The organism is Corynebacterium flavescens (assembly GCF_008693105.1).
Lineage (GTDB): Bacteria > Actinomycetota > Actinomycetes > Mycobacteriales > Mycobacteriaceae > Corynebacterium > Corynebacterium flavescens.
In genome coordinates this window covers 153,386-174,779 of record NZ_VXKK01000033.1, presented here as the reverse complement: position 1 = coordinate 174,779, position 21,394 = coordinate 153,386, and the positions used below count along the sequence as shown (strand labels likewise).

The window sequence follows — 21,394 nt, the reverse complement described above, 5'->3', positions numbered from 1 at the left end:
GGGTGAGAGGCGGGCGCTGCAGGACAGGGGGAGAGGAAGAGCCCAAGCTCCCAGTTAGCCTAGTCCAGCTGGGAGCTTATGGCTGTGACCTCATCTGCGGCTAGGTCAAGGGCACTTTCCACCAAGGGCAAAGCAAGCAAGGCTCCGCAGCCTTGGCCGGCGCGAAGCTCAATCCGAAGGAGTGGCTCAAGACCCAGATCTTCGAGCGCCAAATGGTGGGCAGGCTCAAGACCTTCACTCGCTGCGTAGAGCCATTTCTTGGTGCCGGGAGCGAGACGCTCGGCGATGACGGCAGCGGTGGCAACCAAGGGGCCGTCGACAAGCAGGGGCGTGCGGCGAGTCGCCGCCTGAATGATGAAGCCAACCAGCGCTGCAGTGCTGGGGGAGGAAGAGACTTCCAAAAGCTCTTCAGGGTCGAGATTGCGGGCCCTAAACATCGCATCACGGATGACCGTAACCTTGGTCTTCCACATGGAATCCGTGGTGCCCGAGCCAGGGCCAACAATGGCCACAGGCTCGGTTGAACTCAAGGTTCCCATGATGACTGCGGCGACTGTGGTTGCGCCGACGCCGAGCTCCGCTGGGATGAGCAAGTCAGCGCCCTCGTCGATCTCCACATCGGCCGCATGCTGGCCCGCCGCGAGCGATTCATTGAGTACCTGCGCCGACATGGCGTCCTCAGTATCAATGGGGGCGGAACTGGGCAGGGTGACTACTCTAATTCCTGCATTGACGCGGCGCGCGATGGCGTGCGTAGGACCAGCGCCGACGTTGAGCTCTTGGAGAATCTCCGCATCGGCCTCGGGGGCGAAAGCAGATAGTCCGACCCCTTCAAAGGTTCTGCCGACAATGCCGTGGCCGCCAGCAAAAACCACAACGCGCGCGCGTTGAACTTGCTCAGCGGGTACCTGCCCGCGGCAGCCGGCGTACCACTGAGCGACTGAGCGCAGGCGTCCGAAAGAGGCGCCGCGAGGTGAGGAAGCAAGCCCCAATTCCATCGCTGACCGTGCCTCGAGGTCGGGGCCGGGAATGGACTCAAACTTAAGCATTGGACGTTACCTTTACCTGGAACTAGACGCTTGCGCCGCGCTCGACCTGGGGGCGGGGAGTGCGCCACTTCCGGGGCTGGGTTGCGCGGGAGTAGGCGTAGAAGCCTAGCCCGAAGCCGGCCTCAGTGGTGTTCGGGAACTTGAGGCGAACCGCATTGTTGCATCGACGGCCCAGGAAGATGCCTTCGAAGGCGAAGACCGCGATGAAAGCCATGGCGACGATAGAGGTGATGTTGGCAAAAGTGGGGTTGGAGCTACCCAAGAAGGTAAAGAGCAGCAGGATAAGGGCGAAAGGCATGACCCATTCGGTCAAGAAGCGCTGGGAATCCACCCAATTACGCACGAAGCGGCGTACCTCGCCCTTATCTCGCGGTAAGAGGTATTGTTCCTCCCCGGATTCCATGCGCTTTTGCGCAACTTGGTTGCGTTCGCGGATTTCCTGGCGTTCCTTCTTCTTATAGGCTTTCCACTCTTCTTTAGACATGGAGGCCTTGAGTTCCTTGCGCCGCTCACGGCGCTGTGGATCGCTCGCGCGGTTGGGATCGCGGATTACGCCCTTGGCAATTTCCTGGTCATGCCTTTTGGGGGTGGGCCTGCCTTTAGGAGGGGTAAATCCCTTGGGGTAGGTCACCTCCGGGTGCTCGGTGTCTTCCGCCCCCGCGTGCGCTGCAGCTTTGTCGGAGGTCTTATTGTCTTTTTGCCACGGTAGTTTCACGTCATTTAGGTTACAAGGTTGCCGGCCCTGAGTGGGAATAGGCCCGCGAGCGAGAGTGTTGAACTACACATAGCCATTGCCTCCGTTCTTTTTCATCTTTTCTCGGCTTAGGTGGGAGGGTAGGATGGTGGCAAGAAATTTTCCACACGTCGAAACCGAATATCGATAACGAGTATTCGAAATCAAGTCTTTGTTTGAGGAGAAGAAATGACCGCTCCAACTTCCGCAACTTCCGCAACTGGCGTTATCCTGACCGATGCTGCAGCAGCTAAGGCTAAGGCCCTGCTGGAGCAGGAGGGCCGTGATGATCTTTCGCTGCGCATTGCCGTACAGCCCGGTGGTTGCGCCGGCCTGCGCTACCAGCTCTACTTCGATGATCGCACGCTTGATGGCGACAAGGTCGATACCATCGGCGGAGTGAGCCTCGTGGTTGACAAGATGTCGGTGCCCTATCTCAGTGGCGCGAAGATTGACTTCTCGGACACCATCGAATCCCAGGGTTTCACCATTGATAACCCGAATGCGGGCGGCTCTTGCGCCTGCGGCGACTCCTTCAACTAAGGAACCTGCTCAGCGCATCTCAAGCGGAGAAATCTAGCTTCGCATTGTGCTTCACATAGGTTTAAGGCCCGCACTTTGACGTGCTCTTTCTTAATCGAAAGGGACAGTCAAGGTGCGGGCCTTTTGCTTCTATTGCGGCGGTACCGCGCAGGGTGTGCGGCGGCTAGAGCCTGACGGGGTAGTCGCGCTGTTCGATCTTGGGGTCGATGCGCTTTTCCACGAAGATTCCGTGCCAGATCATGAAGGAGATAACCGTCCACAGCCGCCGGGAATGATCAGAAACGCCGTCGCGGTGCTCCTTGAGCATCTCTAAGACTGCCTTCTTGTTGAAGATGTTCTCGGTCTGGGACTCCTGAATAGTCTGCTGAGCCCAGCCGTAGAGCTCTTCACCGGCGAGCCAGTGGCGCATGGGTACGGGGAACCCGAGCTTGCGGCGGTGCAGAACATGTGGCGGAACGATGTTTTCAAGGGCCTTGCGCAGGGCATACTTGGTGGTGCTGTGGGCAATCTTGAGGTCATAAGGAATTGTCTCCGCCACCTTAAATACCTCTTTATCTAGGAAAGGCACGCGCAGCTCGAGAGAGTTGGCCATGTTCATCTTGTCGGCCTTGACGAGGATATCTCCGCGCATCCAGGTGAAAAGGTCGAGATGCTGCATGCGTGCGACGGGATCCATCCCCTCAGATTCCGCATAAATCGGTGCGGTAACTTCGCGGTGATCCCACTCGCGCTTGGCCCAAGGCATGACGCGGTGGAGCTGGTCGAAGTTGAAGGAACGCGCGTTGCCGTAATAACGCTCCTCCATATCCATCGAGCCACGCTCTAGGAGTGACTTTCCCTTCATCCCATCGGGCAAAACCTTGGAGAGCCTTCCCAGTCCACGGCGAAGCGGGGACGGTAGCTTCTCAAAAGGAGCTAGAGAAAGGGGTTCCTTGTAGATGGTGTACCCGCCGAAGAGCTCGTCCGCACCCTCACCGGAGAGCACTACCTTCACGTGCTTGCGTGCTTCCTGTGCCACGAAATACAGGGGAACGAGGGAAGGATCGGCCACAGGATTGTCGAGGTACCACATGATTCTCGGCACGGCATCCGCGTATTCCTCGGGCGAGACAATCTTGACAATATGCTCAACGCCAATGGCGGCAGCAGATTCTGCGGCCACGTCGACCTCGGAGTAGCCTTCGCGCTCGAATCCAGTAGTAAAAGTCAAAAGGTTGGGGTTGTGCCGTTTGGCCAAGGCAGCAATGGCGGTGGAATCGATGCCACCGGAAAGGAAGGAGCCGACAGTCACATCGGCGCGCATGTGCTTTTCGACGGAGTCTTCTAAGGCCCGGGTGATCCGGTCAAAGAGGTCCTGTTCCTTGCCCTTAGGCACTTGTTGAACAGGGAAGGTGGGACGGAAGTAGCGCTTGGCCACAACATCTTCTCCCGGGTGCAGGGTAACGGTGGAGCCAGACTCGACGCGGCGAATATGGGCGTGCAGAGACTCCGGCTCGGGAACGTACTGCAGATCGACGTAATGCTCGATGGCGCGCTTATCAAGGTTGAGTTCTAGACCAAGAGCCTCCGCCATCTCGAGGATGCACTTCATTTCGGAGGCAAAGACGGTGCCTGCTGCAGTAGTGGCGTAGTACAAAGGCTTGATGCCGAACTGGTCACGGGCGGCGAACATGGTCTTCGTCTCGGTGTCCCAGATGACAATGGCAAACATCCCGCGGAGGTGATTGACTACGTCCTCGCCCCAGTGATGGAAGCCAACGACGATGGGCTCGCCATCGCCCTCAGTATTAAAGGAATAACCTTCCTTCTTCAGCTGCTCGCGCAGTTCAATGTAGTTATAGATCTCCCCGTTGAAAGTCATGGCGTAGCGCTCAGGATTCTCGGCGGGTCCCCAGCGCAGTGGCTGGTGAGAATGCTCAATGTCGATGATGGAGAGCCGGTTGAAACCGAAGGCGGCGTCGGCATCGTGCCAGGTTCCTGCCGCATCAGGCCCACGGTGACGCATGCAGGGGAGGGCCTTTTCTACGGCCTCCACAAAGTCCTCAGCGTTGTGTTTAGCCGCTAATAAGCCGCACAATCCGCACATAGAATGTCTACTCCTTTAATATGAGGTTCTTTCTAGGCAACACTTTACGGCTATCTCTGCCATTTCCCGCAACACGCCACGGGGAGGCGAAGCGGCATCGGGCGCATCGCGGGTCAGAGAAGCCTGAGAATCTTCCCCGTAATGGTGCGAACTTTCGTATGATGACCTCCCTGCCTCTTTGTGAATTGTCACACAGAATAGCGGCGGGCCTATATGCTTGCGTTATGGCATTGTGCAGGTGGGGCGGTAGCATCTTCCGCATTGACTGTCGTGGGGCGGTGTAAGCCCTGCGGTCGAGGGCCGTTAAAAGGTCTGTGGCAGCATTCCTATCAACTATCCTAGTTGGGTAGGGATGCTCTGTGAGTATTCGAGAAGTTTGTGTGGACAGAAAGGCAGAACACACGTGGGACAGCGTAAAAAGCGCAACCTTGCCCGGAAAGCAGGCATCGCCGGCGCACTCGCACTTGGCGGCCTTACCTTGGCAGGTTGTGAGACGGCGGCACCGACCGCGGTCGAGAATATTCTAGGCTTTGGCTGGCCAAAGGGAATTACCCCAGAGGCTGAGTCGATGTACAACTTCTGGATCTGGGTATGGGTTGCCGCGTGGATCATCGGCTTCGTCATGTGGGGTCTTTTCCTTACTGCTATCTTCCGCTGGAGCGCGAAGAAGGCCAAGAAGGACGGCAAGGGCGAGTTCCCGAAGCAGACGCAGTACAACATCCCGCTAGAAATGGTGCTGACGATCGTCCCGATCCTCATCATCATGGGCATCTTCTTCTTCACCGTTCAGGCGCAGCAGAAGGTTACGGCCTTGGACAAGAACCCAGAGGTCACAGTTGACGTCACCGCTTATCAGTGGAACTGGAAGTTTGGTTACGCCGAGAACAAGGTTAACGGCGAGAACTACAACGGTGCTGATACCGAGCGTCAGCGCTTGGCTGAGCAATCTGCCAAGGATCCGGAAGGCGTTAAGAACGCCAACCCGATTCACGGCAAGTCCATGGGTGACCTTTCCTACTTGAACTACAACAAGATTGAGACTGTAGGAACCACCGAGGAAGTTCCGGTTTTGGTTCTTCCTTCTGGAACTCCAATTGAGTTCCGTTTGGCTTCCGGCGACGTATCCCACTCATTCTGGGTTCCGGAGTTCTTGTTCAAGCGTGACGTTTATGCGCACCCCGAGAACAACTCTCAGGAGCGTCGTTTCCAGGTTGAGGAAATCAATGAAGAAGGCGCCTTCGTCGGCCGTTGTGCTGAGATGTGCGGTACTTACCACTCCATGATGAACTTCGAAATCCGCGTGGTATCCCCAGAGGACTTCAACGAGTACATGGCCTTCCGTGAGCAGAACCCGGACGCGACCAACGCCGAGGCGCTGGAAAAGATCGGTCAGGAGCCTTATGCAGTGAGCACCTCACCATTTAGCTCACAGCGTGACACCGCCGATGCAGACAACTTCGTTGACGCTAACAACGCCGCGGCATAAGAGATAAGGAAAAACAAATGCGCGCAACATCCATGGTCTTCTATTCACTTGCGACCTACCTGTTTGTTTCCCTCATCGTCTACATTTTCGGCCTTAACCTCGTTAAGGATGACGGTTACCTCTACGGCCCGGAGTGGGCGGGAATAGTGGCCTTGGCCCTTTCCTTCCTGCTGTGCATCATGCTGGGTGTTTACCTCCACTTCACTGATAAGCGTGTAGACATTGCTCCCGAAGACTGGGAGGAGGCCGAGACTGAAGACGGTGCAGGCATCCTCGGATTCTTCTCTCCGAGCTCCATTTGGCCGCTCGCTATGACCGGCTCGGTGGCTGTCCTCGGTTTGGGCATCATCTTCTTGTACTTCTGGTTGATTGCTTTGGGCGCTGTCTGCCTCATTGCTTCCGTAACCGGACTATCCTTGCAGTACGGTCTGCCGAAGGAAAAGCACTAAAGCCGCTCATACTTTCGGCTTAGCTTTCGCACACTTCTCAAGCCCTTTCCCGGCCTTTTTGGTCGGGAAAGGGCTTTGGTGATCTCGCGTCGTATACAGGTCAGGAAAAGTTCCAAACGATCTGGAAAAAGTTCAGGGGAGTGCTCTAGCTGTGACAGCTAGAGGGGAGTGCGCGCGGGATATGCGCGCATGCGTCTAGGGGAGTATGGGCACGTAGATGGGCATTTTTGTTGGGGGTCATACGAAAGTTGCAAACCTGCAATTATGCGCCGGTGTGTAAATGTGATTTATCTCATGGACTATTTTGGGCAAACCGCTTGCAAAGATTGCTCTTTGGTTGGTCCGGGGTTAGTCCTTATTGACATTCCTTGTGTTGTTAGGCCTAGCGCGCGTGCGCTACCTGCGCTGATGTGGGTTCGTGACCTATGCCATATAGTTCCCCGGGGGGAGGATGGCAGCTGTATGTGGCATGGCTTGGTGGAGGCTTCGGGGCGGGTCGGTTAAAGGATTAAAGGAACGGGGGGAAGCGAAGTGACTTAGGGGGCGCTCCCGTCCATACTTATATGCGTGACGAGCGTAGTTTCTAACCAAGGTATGGCAGCACCACGTGTAGCCTCGCTGAACCGACCCAATATGGTCAGCGTGGGCACCATTGTGTTCCTGTCTCAGGAATTGATGTTCTTTGCCGGACTGTTCGCGATGTGGTTCACCTCGCGAGCTAACGGTATGGAAGGCGACTGGGCGGAGCATACCGCCCATATCAACGTGCCGATGGGCTTTCTCATCACGGCAGTGTTGATTTCTTCTTCCGTTACCTCCCAGTTCGGCGTGTTTGCAGCAGAAAGGGGTGACGTTTATAAGCTTCGCATTTGGTACTCCGTGACTCTTGCGCTTGGTGTCGTGTTCTTGGGCATCATGGCCTTCGAGTGGACCGAACTTATTCTTCACGGTGTGACCGTGCAATCCAGCGTGTTTGGCTCGGTGTTCTACATCATCACCGGCTTCCACGCCGCGCACGTGACAGCAGGACTTATTGCATTTGCCATCATCTTGGCACGTATTTCTAAGTCCAAGTTCACGCCAGCACAGGCAACGGCAGCGATGGCAGTTTCTTATTACTGGCACTTCGTCGACGTTGTTTGGATCGGCGTTTTCACTGTCATTTACTTGATTCAGTAGGCCGTAGAATGCCGAAGTTCATTCCTCGGCCTACAGCCATTCATTTCCGTGTACGAGTTATCTAAAGGAAAATGATGGATAACAATCCGCAGACCGTCTCAGTGGAAGCCTCCACTGACTCGGCAAAGAAGACCCGTCGCCGTCGTAAGGTCAAGCGCACTCTAGCCGGCGCCTTTGCTCTTACGGTCGGCCTATCCGGGGCGGGCGTCCTCGCATCTGCATTGACGCCAGACGCACAGGTAGCCACCGCTCAGAAAGATGACCAGGCCCTCATTCAAGAAGGCAAGGACATCTACGACACCGCTTGCATTACCTGCCACGGTGCCAACTTGCAGGGCATCGATAAGCGTGGACCTTCGTTGGTCGGCGTGGGTGCTGGTTCCGTGTACTTCCAAGTGCACTCCGGCCGCATGCCCATGATGAGCAACGACGCTCAGGCCGAGCGTAAGACTCCTCGCTACACCGAGCAGCAGACGCTTGCTCTTGCCGCTTTCGTGGCTGCCAATGGTGGCGGCCCCGATATCGTCTACGACGAGAACGGAAACATCGCACAGGAGTCTCTGCGCGGCGCCAACTTCGACGGCAACATCCAGAACGAGGATGTGGCAAAGGGCTCTGAGCTCTTCCGCATGAACTGCGCTTCCTGCCACAACTTCACCGGTCAAGGCGGTGCGCTTTCCTCTGGTAAGTACGCGCCTGCGCTGGCACCGGCGAATGAGCAGGAGATCTACCAGGCCATGCTCACCGGTCCGCAAAACATGCCGAAGTTCTCTGACCGTCAGCTCACTGCTGATGAGAAGAAGGACATTATCGCCTACATCAAGTCGGCTAAGGAAACGCCCTCCCCGGCAGGTTGGGATTTGGGTGGCCTCGGACCAGTGGCCGAGGGCCTAGCAATGTGGATCATTGGCATTAGCGTTTTGTGCGCTGCCGCAATGTGGATTGGATCGCGCTCATGAGCAACGTAAAGAAGAACTACACTGAGGCCGAGCTCAACAACATGAACAATGACGAACTCGCTGCACTCGGCACGCAGCTCGATGGCGTCACCGTTGCCTTCCGGAAGGAGCGTTTCCCTGTTGAAGGTGATCCGGCAGAGAAGCGTGCTTCCGCCAACATCATCATCTGGCTTGTGCTTTCCGTGCTCGGTGGGTTGGCCTTCCTAGGGGTCTACCTTTTCTGGCCTTGGGAGTACAAGTCCCTTGGCGAGGATGGTCTGTGGTGGCACACTCTCTATACGCCGCTTCTCGGAATTACTTCCTTCGTGGCTATCTGTGCACTCGGTATTGCCATTGTCCAGTACGTTAAGCGGATCCTCCCAGAGGAAATCTCCGTTCAGCGTCGCCATGATGGTCCTTCGGATGAAGTTGACCGCCGTACACTGACCGCTCTTCTCAATGACTCTTGGAAGACCTCGACCTTGGGTCGTCGTACCACCATCAAGGGTCTGCTCGGCGGAGCAGGAGTGCTCTTCGGTTTGACCGTCATTGCTCCCCTCGGCGGCACCGTCCGCAACCCTTGGAAGGTTCGCCACGATCTTGATTACTCCGGTGACGGCACGTTGTGGACCTCCGGCTGGACCTTGGCAAACGAAGGCGTCAAGCTCTACCTTGCTCGTGACACCAGCACCATCGCCGAGATGCACGATGGCGAATCCGGTTCGCACTACAGCACCAAGGGCCTTGCCCGTCTGGTGCGCGTACGTGCAGAGGACTTGGCTGCCGGCGGCATGGAGACCGTGTTTCCGCTTGCGGAGCAGGACGTCAACGATGGTGACAAGTGGTCTAAGGACAAGGAAGTCTACGAGAATCACATGCACTCCATCCACGGCAACCGTAACGCCGTGATGCTCATCCGCCTGCGTCACTCTGACGCACAGAAGGCTATTGAGCGTGAGGGTCAGGAAGACTTCCACTACGGCGACTACTACGCCTACTCCAAAATCTGTACACACATTGGCTGCCCGACCTCTCTCTACGAGGCGCAGACAAACCGTATTCTCTGCCCGTGCCACCAGTCGCAGTTTGATGCTTTGCATTACGGCAAGCCGGTCTTCGGTCCTGCCGCCCGTGCTCTTCCGCAGCTGCCGATCACCGTGGACGAAGAGGGATACCTCGTCGCGCAGGGTAACTTCATTGAGCCTGTCGGCCCGGCATTCTGGGAGCGTAAATCATAATGAGCAAGAAACTCGCCAAGATTGGCAATAATATTGATTCCCGCTACACCGCAGCGGGGATGATTCGTACACAGCTCAACAAGGTCTTTCCGACCCACTGGTCCTTCATGTTGGGTGAAATGGCGCTCTACAGCTTCATTATCCTTCTGCTGACCGGTGTCTATCTTGCCTTGTTCTTTGATCCTTCGATCACCAAGGTCATTTATGACGGTACATACGCGCCTCTCAATGGCGTTGAGATGTCCCGCGCTTATGCAACCGCCCTCGATCTTTCCTTCGAGGTCCGTGGTGGACTCTTCGTTCGCCAGATGCACCACTGGGCAGCGCTCATGTTCATGATGTCCATGATTGCCCACATGCTTCGTATTTTCTTCACGGGCGCCTTCCGGCGTCCCCGCGAGGCCAACTGGATCATCGGTTGCTCGCTCATTCTTTTGGGCATGATCGAGGGCTTCCTCGGTTACTCCCTTCCAGATGACCTTCTTTCCGGTGTTGGTCTGCGCATTATGTCGGCCATCATCTTGGGGCTGCCGATTATCGGTACCTGGCTGCACTGGGCCATCTTCGGCGGTGACTTCCCCTCGGATCTCATGCTGGACCGCTTCTACATCCTGCACGTCCTTGTCATCCCCGGCATTATTCTCGGCCTGATCGCCGCACACCTTATCCTCGTCTGGTACCAGAAGCACACCCAGTTCCCCGGACCTGGCCGTGCTGAGAACAACGTTGTCGGCGTGCGCATCATGCCAGTATTCGCCACCAAGGCTATTGGCATGGGCATGATGGTTGCTGGCGTGCTGGCGCTTATGGCCGGCGTCCTCACCATTAACGCCATCTGGTTGCTCGGACCCTACAACCCCTCGCAGGTCTCTGCTGGTTCCCAGCCTGATATTTACATGCTCTGGACTGACGGTGTGGCTCGTGTCATGCCCGCGTGGGAGCTGTACTTGGGTAACTACACCATTCCTTCCGCTTTCTGGGTGGCTCTGCTCTGTGGTCTCATGGTTGTACTGCTGTTCGCTTACCCGTTCATCGAGAAGAAACTCACCGGTGATGACGCGCACCACAACTTGTTGCAGCGTCCTCGCGATGTCCCCGTTCGCTCGGCGATTGGTGCCATGGCTATCACATTCTTCCTGTTGGTCACCATGTCTGGTGGTAACGACCACGTCGCGCACTTCTTCCAGATTTCGCTCAACGCAATGACCTGGGTGGGACGTATCGGCCTGATTGTTCTGCCTCCGATTGCTTACTTCATGACTTACCGCATCTGCGTTGGTCTACAGCGCTCTGACCGCGAGGTCCTCGAGCACGGTATTGAGACTGGTGTCTTGAAGCGACTCCCGAGTGGCGCCTACATCGAGATCCACCAGCCTCTCGGCCCGGTGGATGAGAACGGTCATCCAGTGCCCCTCGAGTACGCGGGCGCTCAGGTTCCCAAGCAGCTCAACCAGTTGGGCCTCGCAGACTCTGAGACCCAGGGCTGGTTCTCGCCGGATGATCCGCAGCTGATGGACCGCGTCCACGAAATTCATGAGGAGAACCATGAAGAGGAGGCGGAGATGTTCCGTCGTCTCAACGAGGCAAACCGCCGTGAAGACGAGGAGAACGGTCGCAGCTAGTCCGACCGCCTTCTTTAACACGCTCACAAGCTCACCGGCTCCCTTATATATAGGGAGCCGGTGAGCTTTTTGTTTTTATGTGTAGGGAGGAGCGCTACTGGGTTGCTGTGGCTTCGCTACGGAGCTGGAGGAGATGCCGTGCTTGCGCGAATGCGACATCGATAAGCACGAAGGCGAGCAAACTAAGCCCGAACAGTGGAGCAAGCAGTGAGTAGGCAATGAGGAGGATAACTACCACCGTGCGTGCCAAGGGGCTCGCCTTCTTCCATTGTCCGGCAGTGGGGAGGCTTCCAAACCCCTTGTCGCGCCCTCGCATCCACCACATTCGGTATCCCAGACAAATGATGTCCAGGAGACCGGCAGCGACCATTGCCAAAGCCAGTTGATTGATCCAGCCGAACAGCATTCCCATATGCAGCTGAATCATCCAGTTCGAGAGCCTTGCTGCGATGGGCCACTGGTCGGCCTCGACCTTGTCAACGACCGCCCCAGTGGACCCATCAATGGATACTGCGTCGTTGCTGAACGTCCATGGCTGGCGAGCTTCCTTGACCACCCACGCGCTGTTGGAGCCTGCTGGGACGGTGACGTCGAGTAGCCCGCTTAGACCTTCGGCGCGCGCCGCGTGGACCACAGTGTCCACCACGGCACTGCTTTGTGAAGCCACTATATCGTGAGCTGCGTGTCCTTCGTGGAGGGAATGATTACTGTGTTCCTCGTGCGCCCCGTGTCCAGAGTGCTCGGCGTGAGCTGTGTGTTCGCTATGGTCGTTGTTAAGAACGCTAGTCGAGGAGGCACTCAAGGAGGTTGCCGGCTTTGGCTCAAGCCAGTTCAATTCGGCGCGAAGGTCGCCTATGGTGGCCCCAGCGACCATTGACCACGTCAATCCAGTAACGGTGAGGAAAAGGAAGCCAGGTAGGAGCCACAGACCTAGTCGGGAGTGTAGTTTCTCCAGGCGCCTGCGGGCGCCAGGTTTCCGGGTACGCGCGGATGCTGCTAGGCGACGTCTCCGCGACCACCAGACCCATGCACCGGCCAGAGTGATGGCACCCAACCATGAGGCCGCGGTCTCGGAATAGACGCGCCCTGGTTCGCCCATCCATAGTGAACGGTGGCCCTCGGAAATCCACGTCCGAAGCGGCAAGGCCTGGGAAGATCCGTATTGAACGAGATCGCCCCTGATCTCGAGGCTGCCTGGATCGACGAACACTGCTCTCTTGTAGCTCGAGCCCGGAAACGCCGGATCGGTGAAGAGAACTCGGGTAGTAGTCGATTCGTCGTCGGATACCTGCATTCCTGAAATAGCAAGCTCTGGGTGAAGGGCCTGAGCCACCTCGGCTTGGGACTCCAGTGATTGCGCAGGAATGCCCGGATTCGCGTGCATGGCATCGCGATAGACCCAAGCTTCGGCCGTTGGGGTCACCGCATAGAACAACCCAGTTAGGGCAGCGAGGAAAAGCAGGGGGGGCGACAAAAATGCCAGCTAAGATATGGATTCGGCGCACCATGCCTTCTACGCTGAGCTGCCAGCGCTTCGCTGTTGCTTTGTTTGGTCGACGCGGTCGCTCCCGTGCCGGGCTGATTGCAATATCCATAGAGAACTAGTCGCCACGTTGCCGAAAAAGTTCCCGGGACAACTCTCTGTTCTTAGGTGTTGCCACTCCTGGTTTGAACCCGCCCAAAGTTCCCACGGTCCCTGAGTTGTGATGAAGATCTGGAGAATCACTCGCCGCCCGGGGCCACCGTATACCGGTGACTGATGTGAACCATGTTGCGAGATTAAAGATTCCAACAGGGCATGTGAGCAAGAACACATCAGTAAAGATTTCGCTCGAGGAGTTCGTGAAGTGCGCCCGACTGGGTTTCAAAGGTGTTGGTTGTCTTGTAAACAACCGTGCAGGTTATACGGCGACAATGCGCTAATGGTCTATATACATGTGTTGCCGATCGGCATTCCATTTCGGTAGGGTCTACTTTTGATAACGGGAAGATAACGATGCGGCCCGGCCTCGAAAATTCGACATGATGCGTGATGATTTCGTAACCTGATTGAGACATTGAGTTACTCACCGATGAGTTGCCCAATAAGAACTAAACACTTGAACACCGCATCTGGCCCCTTTCAATTGGGGGCCGAGTGGAGACAGTCCTAAAGGAATGGATTGTCGTCGAACGCTAGGCCCGTCCACGGGCTAGAGCCTCGCAGTCCTAGATGGGACCAAAAAGAGAGTGACTTCAAGGCAGCTTTAAAGAGTTGCCGTTCTCTTTTGCGCGGGGTAGGTGAAATTAAAGATTTGGAGTTTTATTCGTGGCTAAGCACCGTCGTCAGGGCGCAATCATTACCCGTCGTTTCGCAACCAGCGCAGTTATCGCTGCGGCTGCTGCTGTCACCGTTCCTGGTGTCGCACAGGCTGCCGAGGTCGTCGTCCCTAACACTGACTACCGTTTCGAGGTAGCCGGCTTGGAGAACGTCCCCAACATCGACCAGGTCCCTAACATCGGTACCTACGTTCCCAGCCAGAACCAGGCTAACAACTACTCTGCACCAGCTGCTGCTCCTGCAGCTGCACCGGCACCGGCCGCGCAGACTGCTGGTCAGAAGGCTCTTGAGGCTGCTCGCTCCGCGATTGGCTCCCCATACGTTTATGGTGCTGCCGGCCCCAGTGCTTTTGACTGCTCTGGTCTGACTTCTTGGGCTTACCGCCAGGCTGGCGTTGAGATTCCTCGCACCTCGCAGGCACAGGCTGGTGCTGGCCAGAAGGTTGCTCTGGATGCGCTGCAGCCGGGTGACATCATTGCCTACTATGGCGGTGCATCTCACGTCGGTATCTACACCGGCCACGGCACCATCATCGACGCTCTGAATGACGGCGTTCCGGTTCAGGAGCGCGAGTTGAACTACATGCCGATCCACTCGGCGGTTCGGTTCTAAGCGGCTGCGCTAGTCCCTAACTACACCCCGTTATCCCGCGTTGTTGCAGCGTTGGGAAGCGGGGTATAGTTATTTTTTAGTTTTTACTGGCAACCTTCGTTCTTTGGGGTACTCTTTAGCTGGTTATTACACTTTCTTAAGTTGAGGGCTTAATTGTGTCTGGTTTTTACTTTCGCCGCGGCTTGCTGTCTGCTCGCGTAGTCGGCGGTGCCGCCGTTTCGGCCATGCTTCTTTCTTGCGTTTCCACTGCACCTGCTGCCTTTGCTCAGGAGACTGTGGAGTCTGCAGCTAGCGTAGACGTGGCGGATCTCGTCGCGCGCGTGTCTGACGTGGCGCAGAAGGTTTCGGCCAAAAATGAGGAAGTAAAAGGGATGGAGGATCGCCTGGGGGAGGCGCAAGCTCAGGTCGATGACTACACCCGCAAAGCACAGGAAGCCGAGGACGCTGCGGAGGCAGCTGCCGCCCAGGTCGCCGAGAAGCAGGGTCGCGTCGACGGAATAGCACAATCCCGTTACCGCGGTGACTCCCGTGACTTTGTCCGCGGCGCATTGGCTGCCCAAGACCCAGCCACGGCGGTAGAGCGCATGGGTTACCTGGGCGCAATTTCGCAGACGGCTAAGAAGCAGTTGGATGCAATGTCCGCCGCAGCAAGGGACGCGCGGGGGAAGAAGAGTGCGGCAGATGAGGCCGTAAAGGTTGCCCATGCAAAGGCAGAGGATCTTGCCAAGCAAAAGGAGCAGCTGTTCAAGGAAAAGGAGAGCCTCGATAAGCAGCAACAGGACATCGAAGCTCAGGTCAACGCCCTCAGCCCTGAACAGCGCGCCCTGTGGGAGTCTCAGTTCGGCGGCTCCACCAAGATTGATCTTGCCTCACTGGGAAGTGGATCTTCTTCTGCAGCGGTACAAGCAGCTCTCACGAAGCTCGGCGCCCCTTATGGATGGGGAGCAGTCGGCCCAGACGTCTTTGACTGCTCAGGCCTCATGCTTTGGTCCTATCAACAGATGGGCAAGAGCATTCCGCGTACCTCTCAGGCGCAGATTGCGGGAGGGACCCCGGTTCCAGTTGCTCAGCTTCAGCCAGGAGACATCGTTGGCTACTACGAGGGTGTTACCCACGTTGGGATGTACATCGGCGATGGTCAGGTAGTTCATGCATCCACTTACGGAGTACCGGTTCAGGTCGTCCCGCTCAACTCGATGCCCATCACCGGTACCGCTCGCTACTAGGGTAGGGGCTTATGGCTCGTATCCTTCTCGTCAGCAACGACTTCCCGCCCACTATCGGTGGCATTCAGTCCTACTTACGTGACTTCGTCGACACCCTAGACCCGGCCGAGGTTCTCGTATTCGCTTCGACCCAGGATAAGGCCGCGGCGGCCTCTTATGACGCCGGATTGTCCTATCGTGTTATTCGCTGGCCGCGCAGAATCATGCTTCCCACTCCGGCGACTATAAAAGAGATGCAGCGTATCATTCGGGAAGAGAACATAGAGATCGTTTGGTTCGGCGCGGCAGCCCCGTTGGCATTGATGGGCAGGGCTGCTAAGGATGCGGGGGCGAGGAAGGTTGTCGCCACCACCCATGGGCATGAGGTGGGCTGGTCCATGCTTCCCCTCGCCCGCACGGCCTTGCGTCTTATCGGCAATAGTGCGGATTGCGTGACATACATTTCTGAGTACACCAAGCGGCGTCTCGTGGCGGCTTTTGGTCCGCATCCGCGCTGGGTGCATCTTCCCTCCGGCGTGGACTCGCAGGAGTTTCACCCGGGCACCGCAGAACAAAAACTCGCCGCCCGCCGGCATTTCGGCCTTAAGGAGCATGGCCCACTCATCGTGTGTATTTCGCGGATGGTTCCGCGCAAGGGCCAAGATCAGCTGTTGCGTGCCATGCCAGAGATTCTAGAACGCTTTCCTGACGCGCAGCTTCTCCTTGTCGGGCGCGGGCGCTACCGCGCAACTATAGAAAAGCTGTCCAGCATATACTTTCCCAGAGCAGTAATTCATGAGGCCAAAGACTCGAAAGAATTAGCGCAAGCTCTGCACGCGGCTGATGTTTTCGCCATGCCTGCGCGTACTAGGGGGGGCGGCCTTGATGTGGAGGGGCTGGGAATTGTCTATCTCGAGGCCCAAGCGGCAGGCTTGCCTGTCGTGGCAGGAAATTCCGGTGGCGCACCAGAGACCGTAACGGGGGCCACTGGCATCGTGGTAAATGGTGCTAGCGTGCCGGAACTGACGGCTGCTCTCATAGCTCTTCTTAGTGATCCGGTGCGAGTGCGGGCCATGGGGGTGGCGGGGCGTGATAACGTAGAAAAGCACTGGAGCTGGGACATTATGGGTAGTCGGCTTAGAGAGATCCTAGCGAAAGAGCGATGAATGTGACCCAAGGCCGCGTTGCGGTATATCCTTTTGTTCATGCTTGAACATACTCGCCCCGCCGCGGGGGCCGACGGATCCTGCTTGAGCATCGGGTTCGATATCGGCGGCACCAACCTGCGGGGTGGGGTAGTTGATGAGAACGGAACCGTCCTGGAGACTCGCACCGTCCCCACATCCCAGGACGCGCGCGCTCTAGAGGACGATATTGTCCGGGTAGTAGAGGACTTAGGGGCCAAGTACAGCATTTCGGGTGTCGGGCTGGCGATAGCCGCCTTTTTGGATCCCGGCTGCGAGAACGTCCGCTTTGCTCCCCACCTGCCGTGGCGGGATTCTCCGGTTCGCCAAATCTTGAGCGACCGACTCGGAGTGCGAGTCAGGCTCGAGCATGATGCAAACTCTGCGGCGTGGGGGGAGTGGCGTTATGGAGCAGGCCGAGGCGCTAAAGACTGGGTATTTTTCGCGGTAGGCACCGGCATCGGCGCTACGTTGATGACCGAGGACAAGATTTACCGGGGAGCTTTTGGTACAGCCCCTGAATTTGGACACCTCGTGGTGGTTCCAGGTGGGCGGGAATGCTCGTGTGGAAAGCGCGGTTGTCTAGAGCGATACGCCTCCGGAACCGCCTTGCCTGATACCTTTGCCGAGCTTAAGCCGTATTACGAGACATCTTTGCCAGGCGCTCCAACCGGCGAGCAAATTGCACAGAGGGCGCGCGAAGGTGACGCATTGGGCCAAGCCGTGATGAATGATTTCGGCCTCTGGCTGGGACAAGGGCTATCTATTGTGGCCGATGTCCTCGACCCCGAGCTCATAGTTCTTGGCGGCGGAGTTTCCAAGGACGCAGACTTATTTCTCGATATTTCGCGGCAGGCAATGTCCCGGGAGATAGTGGGGGCCGGATACCGGCCCTTAGCGCGCGTAGCGGTCGCCGAGTTGGGATCTGCGGCAGGTATGATTGGTGTCGCTGACCTTGCTCGAGAAAACCGATAGCACCTTTGAGAAGAAACGTTGAGGACGCTCGATGAACAACAAATGGTACTGGGCCTTTAAGTACGTCTTTTTCGGGCCGGCTCTCCGCCTATGGAACCGCCCGTGGACAGAGGGGATGGATAATATCCCCGACCGCGGTCCGGCGATCCTCGTATCCAACCACCAATCGGTGATGGACTCTTTCTTCTTCCCGCTCATGTGCCCGCGGCAGATCACCTTCCTTGCGAAGGCCGAGTATTTCAATTCCCCCGGTCTGGTGGGAAGGGCGCAGGCATGGTTCTTCAAGGCTGTTGGCCAATTGCCGGTCGAGCGCGGTGCAGATTCCGCAGCAGAGGCCATGATTTCTGCTGCGAAGAAGGTTCTCGAGAAGGGCGATCTTTTCGCTATCTATCCGGAGGGAACGCGCTCCCCGGATGGGCGTATCTACCGCGGGCGAACTGGCATGGCTCGTTTGGCTATGTTGACGGGCGTTCCCGTGATCCCTTTGGCCATGTTTGGTACCCGTGAAGCTAACCCCATCGGTACCTGGGTCCCTCGCCCGAAGAAGGTGGGGATGAAAGTAGGGGATTCCATAGCTCCCTGGGAGTGGGCAAAAGAGCGTGACCTCGATGTCAACAGCCGCGAAACGGCACGCGAGTTCACCAACTTCATCATGGACAAGCTGGTGGAGCTCAGCGGCAAGCCTTACGTAGACGTTTATGCATCAGACGTGAAAGCATCACTTAATGCGGGGCATGGTTACCCGGCCGGGTCTGAGCCAGGGGGACCGAGAGAGACGGAGGCGCGCTAGTCAGTGACTTCTAGTACTACAACTCGCTTAGCTTGGCCGGATGTGGCCAAAGGAATCTCCATTTTGGGCGTGGTCTTACTCCATGTCACCCTAGCCGTGCCCGAGGCTCAAAATGCGTGGCTTGCGCATTTCAATGTCTGGCTCGACCCGCTCCGCCTCCCGCTGTTCTTCTTAGTTAGCGGCTATTTCTCAACCAAGGTGCTGCGTTTTTCTTTCGTGGAACTCTTCACTCGCCGCCTCTGGTTCTTCCTGGTTCCTTATTGCATCTGGGCCGGCATTGAGCTGTGGCTGAAGAAGATTGAGTATCACTGGGTATTCGATACTCCGCTGCTGCAAAAAGAGGACCTGTTCCACGCTTTGTTTTTCGGCTCCACCATGGCGTGGTTCCTGCATGCTCTCATCGCCTTCAATATCTTCCTGTGGGCGGTTCGCAAGCTTCCCGCATGGCTCGCCATTGCTCTGAGCTTTCTACCCATGCTCTTTATGGCGTGGAATGCGCAGTTTAGCTTCATTTCTAAAGCCGTGATGTTCCTTCCGATCTTTATCGGTGCGGCCTATCTCAAGGACTTCATCACGAAGTATGCACAGGCCCTTGCTGTGCCTTTCCACAGCAGGCTGAACGCTTTAAGCCTGTGGGCGTATGGCGGCACGTTCGTGGCTTATGCTACAGGATTCATTCTGCGCCGGGCGTGGGACAAACAGGGTGATGAGGTGCTCTTCCCGTGGCTCCTGCCCGGTGCAGACATGCTGGGGCATGATGACCTCAACGTGCTAATTCGCTTTGCGGAGCAGCTCCTAGAGGTGCCACTCGGGGTTTTGCTTGCCGTAGTGATTTCTCACCTTGGAGGACTATCCCAGGCGTTGCAATTTGTGGGGCGCCACACGCTGCCCATTTATCTGGGCCATCCCATTGGGATGACTCTCGGCGTCGGCTTTTACCTGGCGTGGAACCCACGGGCCATCTCCCTTGCGGGGGACTGGCCTATGGACAATACCTGGTTCTGGCTGACAGCCTGCATGGTGTGCTCCGGCTTAGCCGGCCTAGTGCTGTGGTTGATAGGCAAGACTCCGGTGCTTAAGTGGTCCCTCACGCCACCGCCTTTGGCTGGGCGTTATCGGCAGTTTCGCGAGTGGACGAGCCAGAAAAGCTCGAAGCCGCAGCCAGCGCAATCAGAGCGCAGGTAAGCCAAAGATAGTCGTTGCCTGGTACTTGCTGCCACAGCGACCACGTCAGTTCTTGATCGTTCGTGCTCGGCACGAGCCAGTGTCCGCGAGCGAAAAGCACGAGCCACGAGAGTGCTGCCGCCCAGTAGCAGCGCCGCACCGTAAGGAAGGCGGCGGCCAAGGTGAGCCAGATGAAGTGATGCGACCACGACACGGGTGAGCATAGCAACGCCGCTGCAGAAGCCAACAGAAGCAGCTCGACGTCGCCCACAGTGCTGTTGGGCGCCTCCGGACGGGCCGGCTGAGTTAGGCCGCTTTGAGAGACGCGGTGCATGATCCACCACAACGCTGCGACCACGATTAGACAGGTGATGAGCCACGCGGCGCTAGCGTGCTCAGGGGCGACGCGGGAGAAGAATCCCCTTAAGGACTGGTTGGAGGCGTAGGCCAAGCCACCGATCCGTTCCGAGTTGCGCAGAGTCTCAGTCCAGTACTGCAGAGAACTTGAGGCGGAGAACAGAAAACCCAGTGCAGCACACGCTACGAAAGAGACAAGCGTGGTAGCCATTGCCCTCCACTGCCTGCGGATGAAGAAGTATCCCAAGAAAACTGCGGGAGTGAGCTTGATGGCCACGGCGATGCCGGTGAGAACGCCACGCCAGCGTGAAGTGCTGGGGACGGCGAGAATGTCAATGACGACGAGAGCAACGAGGATAATGTTGATCTGCCCGAAGTTGATGGTCTGGGTGACCGGCTCGGTCAGGCACGCTGCCACGAGGAGCCAACAGGCCCAAGTCAGGGTTGCGCCAGTGCTCTTTTCTGGCGCTGCGCTGCGGACAAACAGGTACAAAATACAAAAGAGCAGAGCCAAGGAAGCCAGGGCCAGCAGCAAAGAGTTGAGACCATAAGGCAGCCAGGCGAAGGCGGCGAAAAGTGCGGCGGCAAACGGGGGATAGGTAAAAGGCAACGTGATGGATCCGCTATGGCGGGGGTCTCCAACGACGTAGTCCTGCCCATAGAGGTTTTCGCCGCTGAGCAGTGCCTGCCCGCCCTTGCGATAAACGTCAAGATCGATCAAATAAGCCAGCCGAAACCCTTGTGGAGAGTTCCAAGAGGAGAAATCGACGATGAGGGCGGTAACGATCGTGATGCTGATGAAGAGGGGAAAGAGCTGGTACCAGCGGAGTTTTTTCACTTGACCAATTCTATACAGTTGCATAAGCTGCGCAAAAAGCATGAGCACCCTCAAACGGCTCCGGCAGGACCACGACGGCTACTATGTAGTCCGTGCGTTACTTTTATGACACCGAATTCATCGAAGACGGTGAGACCATAGAGCTCGTCTCCATCGGCATCGTCGGGGAGGACGGCAGCGAGTACTATGCCGTCTCCACGGAGTTTCATCCCGAAAGGGCGAATGCGTGGGTGCGTGAGAATGTTCTACAGCAGCTTCCCAGCCCTTGTGATTCGGTGTGGAAATCCCGGCGCACCATCCGCGAAGATGTGTATGCCTTTTTGAACAAACACTCGACTCCAGTTGAGCTGTGGGCGTGGGTAGGGGCTTATGACCATGTGGTTATCGCGCAGTTATGGGGCGATATGAAGTCGCTTCCCAAGAGGCTGCCGCGCTATACCAGGGAGCTCAAGCAATACTGGGAATTTGCCGGTCGTCCGGCCCTTCCGGAGGTACCTAGGGGCAACCATGACGCGCTTGTCGACGCCAGGCACAACCTCGCCAAGTTCAAGGTGTGCGCGGCTGCACTCCCCCTCGAGAAGGGGAATCGAGTCTCGAAAACCTGTTTAACTTCCTATAACTAATCT

General features: G+C 57.1%; 19 protein-coding genes. 14 read left to right on the top strand and 5 right to left on the bottom strand.

Annotation, left to right across the window (positions count from 1 at the left end; all coding sequences use genetic code 11):
- Window positions 1-59: 59 nt before the first annotated feature.
- Entirely contained in the window at window positions 60-1,049 is a 990-nt protein-coding gene (locus F4V60_RS08275) for a nicotinate-nucleotide--dimethylbenzimidazole phosphoribosyltransferase (protein WP_075730152.1), read from the bottom strand.
- A gap of 22 nt (window positions 1,050-1,071) precedes the next feature.
- Complete coding sequence (locus F4V60_RS08270; protein ID WP_075730151.1) at window positions 1,072-1,764, bottom strand: DUF3043 domain-containing protein; 693 nt, start codon at window positions 1,762-1,764, stop codon at window positions 1,072-1,074.
- A 207-nt stretch (window positions 1,765-1,971) separates the two neighbouring features.
- Here F4V60_RS08270 and F4V60_RS08265 point away from each other — a divergent pair, with 207 nt between their 5' ends.
- A complete protein-coding gene (locus F4V60_RS08265) occupies window positions 1,972-2,325 on the top strand; it encodes a HesB/IscA family protein (RefSeq protein WP_075730150.1) in 354 nt (117 codons plus the stop codon).
- A gap of 163 nt (window positions 2,326-2,488) precedes the next feature.
- Here the strand turns inward: F4V60_RS08265 and asnB are convergent, their stop codons facing one another.
- The gene (gene asnB, locus F4V60_RS08260) at window positions 2,489-4,411 is read right to left on the bottom strand and encodes an asparagine synthase (glutamine-hydrolyzing) (protein WP_075730149.1); all 1,923 of its coding nucleotides are present in this window, start codon (window positions 4,409-4,411) and stop codon (window positions 2,489-2,491) included.
- Between the two features lie 403 nt (window positions 4,412-4,814).
- On the opposite strand from asnB, the gene ctaC reads away from it, so the two are divergent.
- The 6 genes from ctaC to qcrB all read left to right on the top strand — a co-directional run bounded on the left by ctaC (window position 4,815) and on the right by qcrB (window position 11,323).
- A complete protein-coding gene (ctaC, locus tag F4V60_RS08255; protein WP_075730148.1) occupies window positions 4,815-5,897 on the top strand; it encodes an aa3-type cytochrome oxidase subunit II in 1,083 nt (360 codons plus the stop codon).
- A gap of 17 nt (window positions 5,898-5,914) precedes the next feature.
- Window positions 5,915-6,346 carry an aa3-type cytochrome oxidase subunit IV gene (gene ctaF / locus F4V60_RS08250; RefSeq protein WP_075730147.1) on the top strand — a complete coding sequence of 144 codons (432 nt, stop codon included), beginning with the start codon at window positions 5,915-5,917 and terminating at the stop codon, window positions 6,344-6,346.
- Window positions 6,347-6,913: 567 nt separating this feature from the next.
- Window positions 6,914-7,525, top strand: coding sequence for an aa3-type cytochrome oxidase subunit III (ctaE, locus tag F4V60_RS08245; RefSeq protein ID WP_428840512.1), 612 nt, complete (start codon window positions 6,914-6,916; stop codon window positions 7,523-7,525).
- Window positions 7,526-7,596: 71 nt separating this feature from the next.
- Entirely contained in the window at window positions 7,597-8,484 is an 888-nt protein-coding gene (qcrC, locus tag F4V60_RS08240; protein ID WP_075730145.1) for a cytochrome bc1 complex diheme cytochrome c subunit, read from the top strand.
- The gene (gene qcrA / locus F4V60_RS08235; protein ID WP_075730144.1) at window positions 8,481-9,701 is read left to right on the top strand and encodes a cytochrome bc1 complex Rieske iron-sulfur subunit; all 1,221 of its coding nucleotides are present in this window, start codon (window positions 8,481-8,483) and stop codon (window positions 9,699-9,701) included. The genes qcrC and qcrA overlap by 4 nt, the downstream gene beginning before the upstream one ends.
- Complete coding sequence (gene qcrB, locus F4V60_RS08230; protein ID WP_075730143.1) at window positions 9,701-11,323, top strand: cytochrome bc1 complex cytochrome b subunit; 1,623 nt, start codon at window positions 9,701-9,703, stop codon at window positions 11,321-11,323. The genes qcrA and qcrB overlap by 1 nt, the downstream gene beginning before the upstream one ends.
- Before the next feature lie 94 nt (window positions 11,324-11,417).
- Here the strand turns inward: qcrB and F4V60_RS08225 are convergent, their stop codons facing one another.
- Window positions 11,418-12,797, bottom strand: coding sequence for a PepSY-associated TM helix domain-containing protein (locus F4V60_RS08225; RefSeq protein ID WP_075730142.1), 1,380 nt, complete (start codon window positions 12,795-12,797; stop codon window positions 11,418-11,420).
- Window positions 12,798-13,631: 834 nt separating this feature from the next.
- Here F4V60_RS08225 and F4V60_RS08220 point away from each other — a divergent pair.
- From F4V60_RS08220 to F4V60_RS08195, 6 genes are all read left to right on the top strand, one after another.
- Window positions 13,632-14,255, top strand: coding sequence for a C40 family peptidase (locus F4V60_RS08220; RefSeq protein WP_075730141.1), 624 nt, complete (start codon window positions 13,632-13,634; stop codon window positions 14,253-14,255).
- 155 nt (window positions 14,256-14,410) lie between these two features.
- Complete coding sequence (locus F4V60_RS08215; RefSeq protein WP_232315907.1) at window positions 14,411-15,481, top strand: C40 family peptidase; 1,071 nt, start codon at window positions 14,411-14,413, stop codon at window positions 15,479-15,481.
- An 11-nt stretch (window positions 15,482-15,492) separates the two neighbouring features.
- A complete protein-coding gene (locus F4V60_RS08210; RefSeq protein WP_075730140.1) occupies window positions 15,493-16,626 on the top strand; it encodes a glycosyltransferase family 4 protein in 1,134 nt (377 codons plus the stop codon).
- A gap of 39 nt (window positions 16,627-16,665) precedes the next feature.
- Complete coding sequence (locus F4V60_RS08205; protein WP_075731221.1) at window positions 16,666-17,619, top strand: ROK family protein; 954 nt, start codon at window positions 16,666-16,668, stop codon at window positions 17,617-17,619.
- A gap of 31 nt (window positions 17,620-17,650) precedes the next feature.
- On the top strand, window positions 17,651-18,409 hold the full coding sequence (locus tag F4V60_RS08200; RefSeq protein ID WP_075730139.1) for a lysophospholipid acyltransferase family protein: 759 nt from the start codon (window positions 17,651-17,653) through the stop codon (window positions 18,407-18,409).
- Between the two features lie 3 nt (window positions 18,410-18,412).
- Window positions 18,413-19,594 carry an acyltransferase family protein gene (locus F4V60_RS08195; protein ID WP_075730138.1) on the top strand — a complete coding sequence of 394 codons (1,182 nt, stop codon included), beginning with the start codon at window positions 18,413-18,415 and terminating at the stop codon, window positions 19,592-19,594.
- On the opposite strand, the gene F4V60_RS08190 is transcribed toward F4V60_RS08195, so the two are convergent.
- The gene (locus F4V60_RS08190) at window positions 19,497-20,768 is read right to left on the bottom strand and encodes a glycosyltransferase family 87 protein (protein WP_075730137.1); all 1,272 of its coding nucleotides are present in this window, start codon (window positions 20,766-20,768) and stop codon (window positions 19,497-19,499) included. The genes F4V60_RS08195 and F4V60_RS08190 overlap by 98 nt on opposite strands.
- A 92-nt stretch (window positions 20,769-20,860) precedes the next feature.
- Here F4V60_RS08190 and F4V60_RS08185 point away from each other — a divergent pair, with 92 nt between their 5' ends.
- Window positions 20,861-21,391 carry a polyadenylate-specific 3'-exoribonuclease AS gene (locus F4V60_RS08185; protein WP_075730136.1) on the top strand — a complete coding sequence of 177 codons (531 nt, stop codon included), beginning with the start codon at window positions 20,861-20,863 and terminating at the stop codon, window positions 21,389-21,391.
- The last annotated feature ends 3 nt before the right edge of the window (window positions 21,392-21,394 follow it).

What these genes read in the sequence shown, in the direction of transcription:
- F4V60_RS08275 (WP_075730152.1), bottom strand. Translation starts at nt 1,049, where the DNA reads ATGCTTAAGTTTGAGTCCATTCCCGGCCCCGACCTCGAGGCACGGTCA.
- F4V60_RS08265 (WP_075730150.1), top strand. Translation starts at nt 1,972, where the DNA reads ATGACCGCTCCAACTTCCGCAACTTCCGCAACTGGCGTTATCCTGACC.
- asnB (WP_075730149.1), bottom strand. Translation starts at nt 4,411, where the DNA reads ATGTGCGGATTGTGCGGCTTATTAGCGGCTAAACACAACGCTGAGGAC.
- ctaF (WP_075730147.1), top strand. Translation starts at nt 5,915, where the DNA reads ATGCGCGCAACATCCATGGTCTTCTATTCACTTGCGACCTACCTGTTT.
- qcrC (WP_075730145.1), top strand. Translation starts at nt 7,597, where the DNA reads ATGATGGATAACAATCCGCAGACCGTCTCAGTGGAAGCCTCCACTGAC.
- qcrA (WP_075730144.1), top strand. Translation starts at nt 8,481, where the DNA reads ATGAGCAACGTAAAGAAGAACTACACTGAGGCCGAGCTCAACAACATG.
- qcrB (WP_075730143.1), top strand. Translation starts at nt 9,701, where the DNA reads ATGAGCAAGAAACTCGCCAAGATTGGCAATAATATTGATTCCCGCTAC.
- F4V60_RS08210 (WP_075730140.1), top strand. Translation starts at nt 15,493, where the DNA reads ATGGCTCGTATCCTTCTCGTCAGCAACGACTTCCCGCCCACTATCGGT.
- F4V60_RS08205 (WP_075731221.1), top strand. Translation starts at nt 16,666, where the DNA reads ATGCTTGAACATACTCGCCCCGCCGCGGGGGCCGACGGATCCTGCTTG.
- F4V60_RS08200 (WP_075730139.1), top strand. Translation starts at nt 17,651, where the DNA reads ATGAACAACAAATGGTACTGGGCCTTTAAGTACGTCTTTTTCGGGCCG.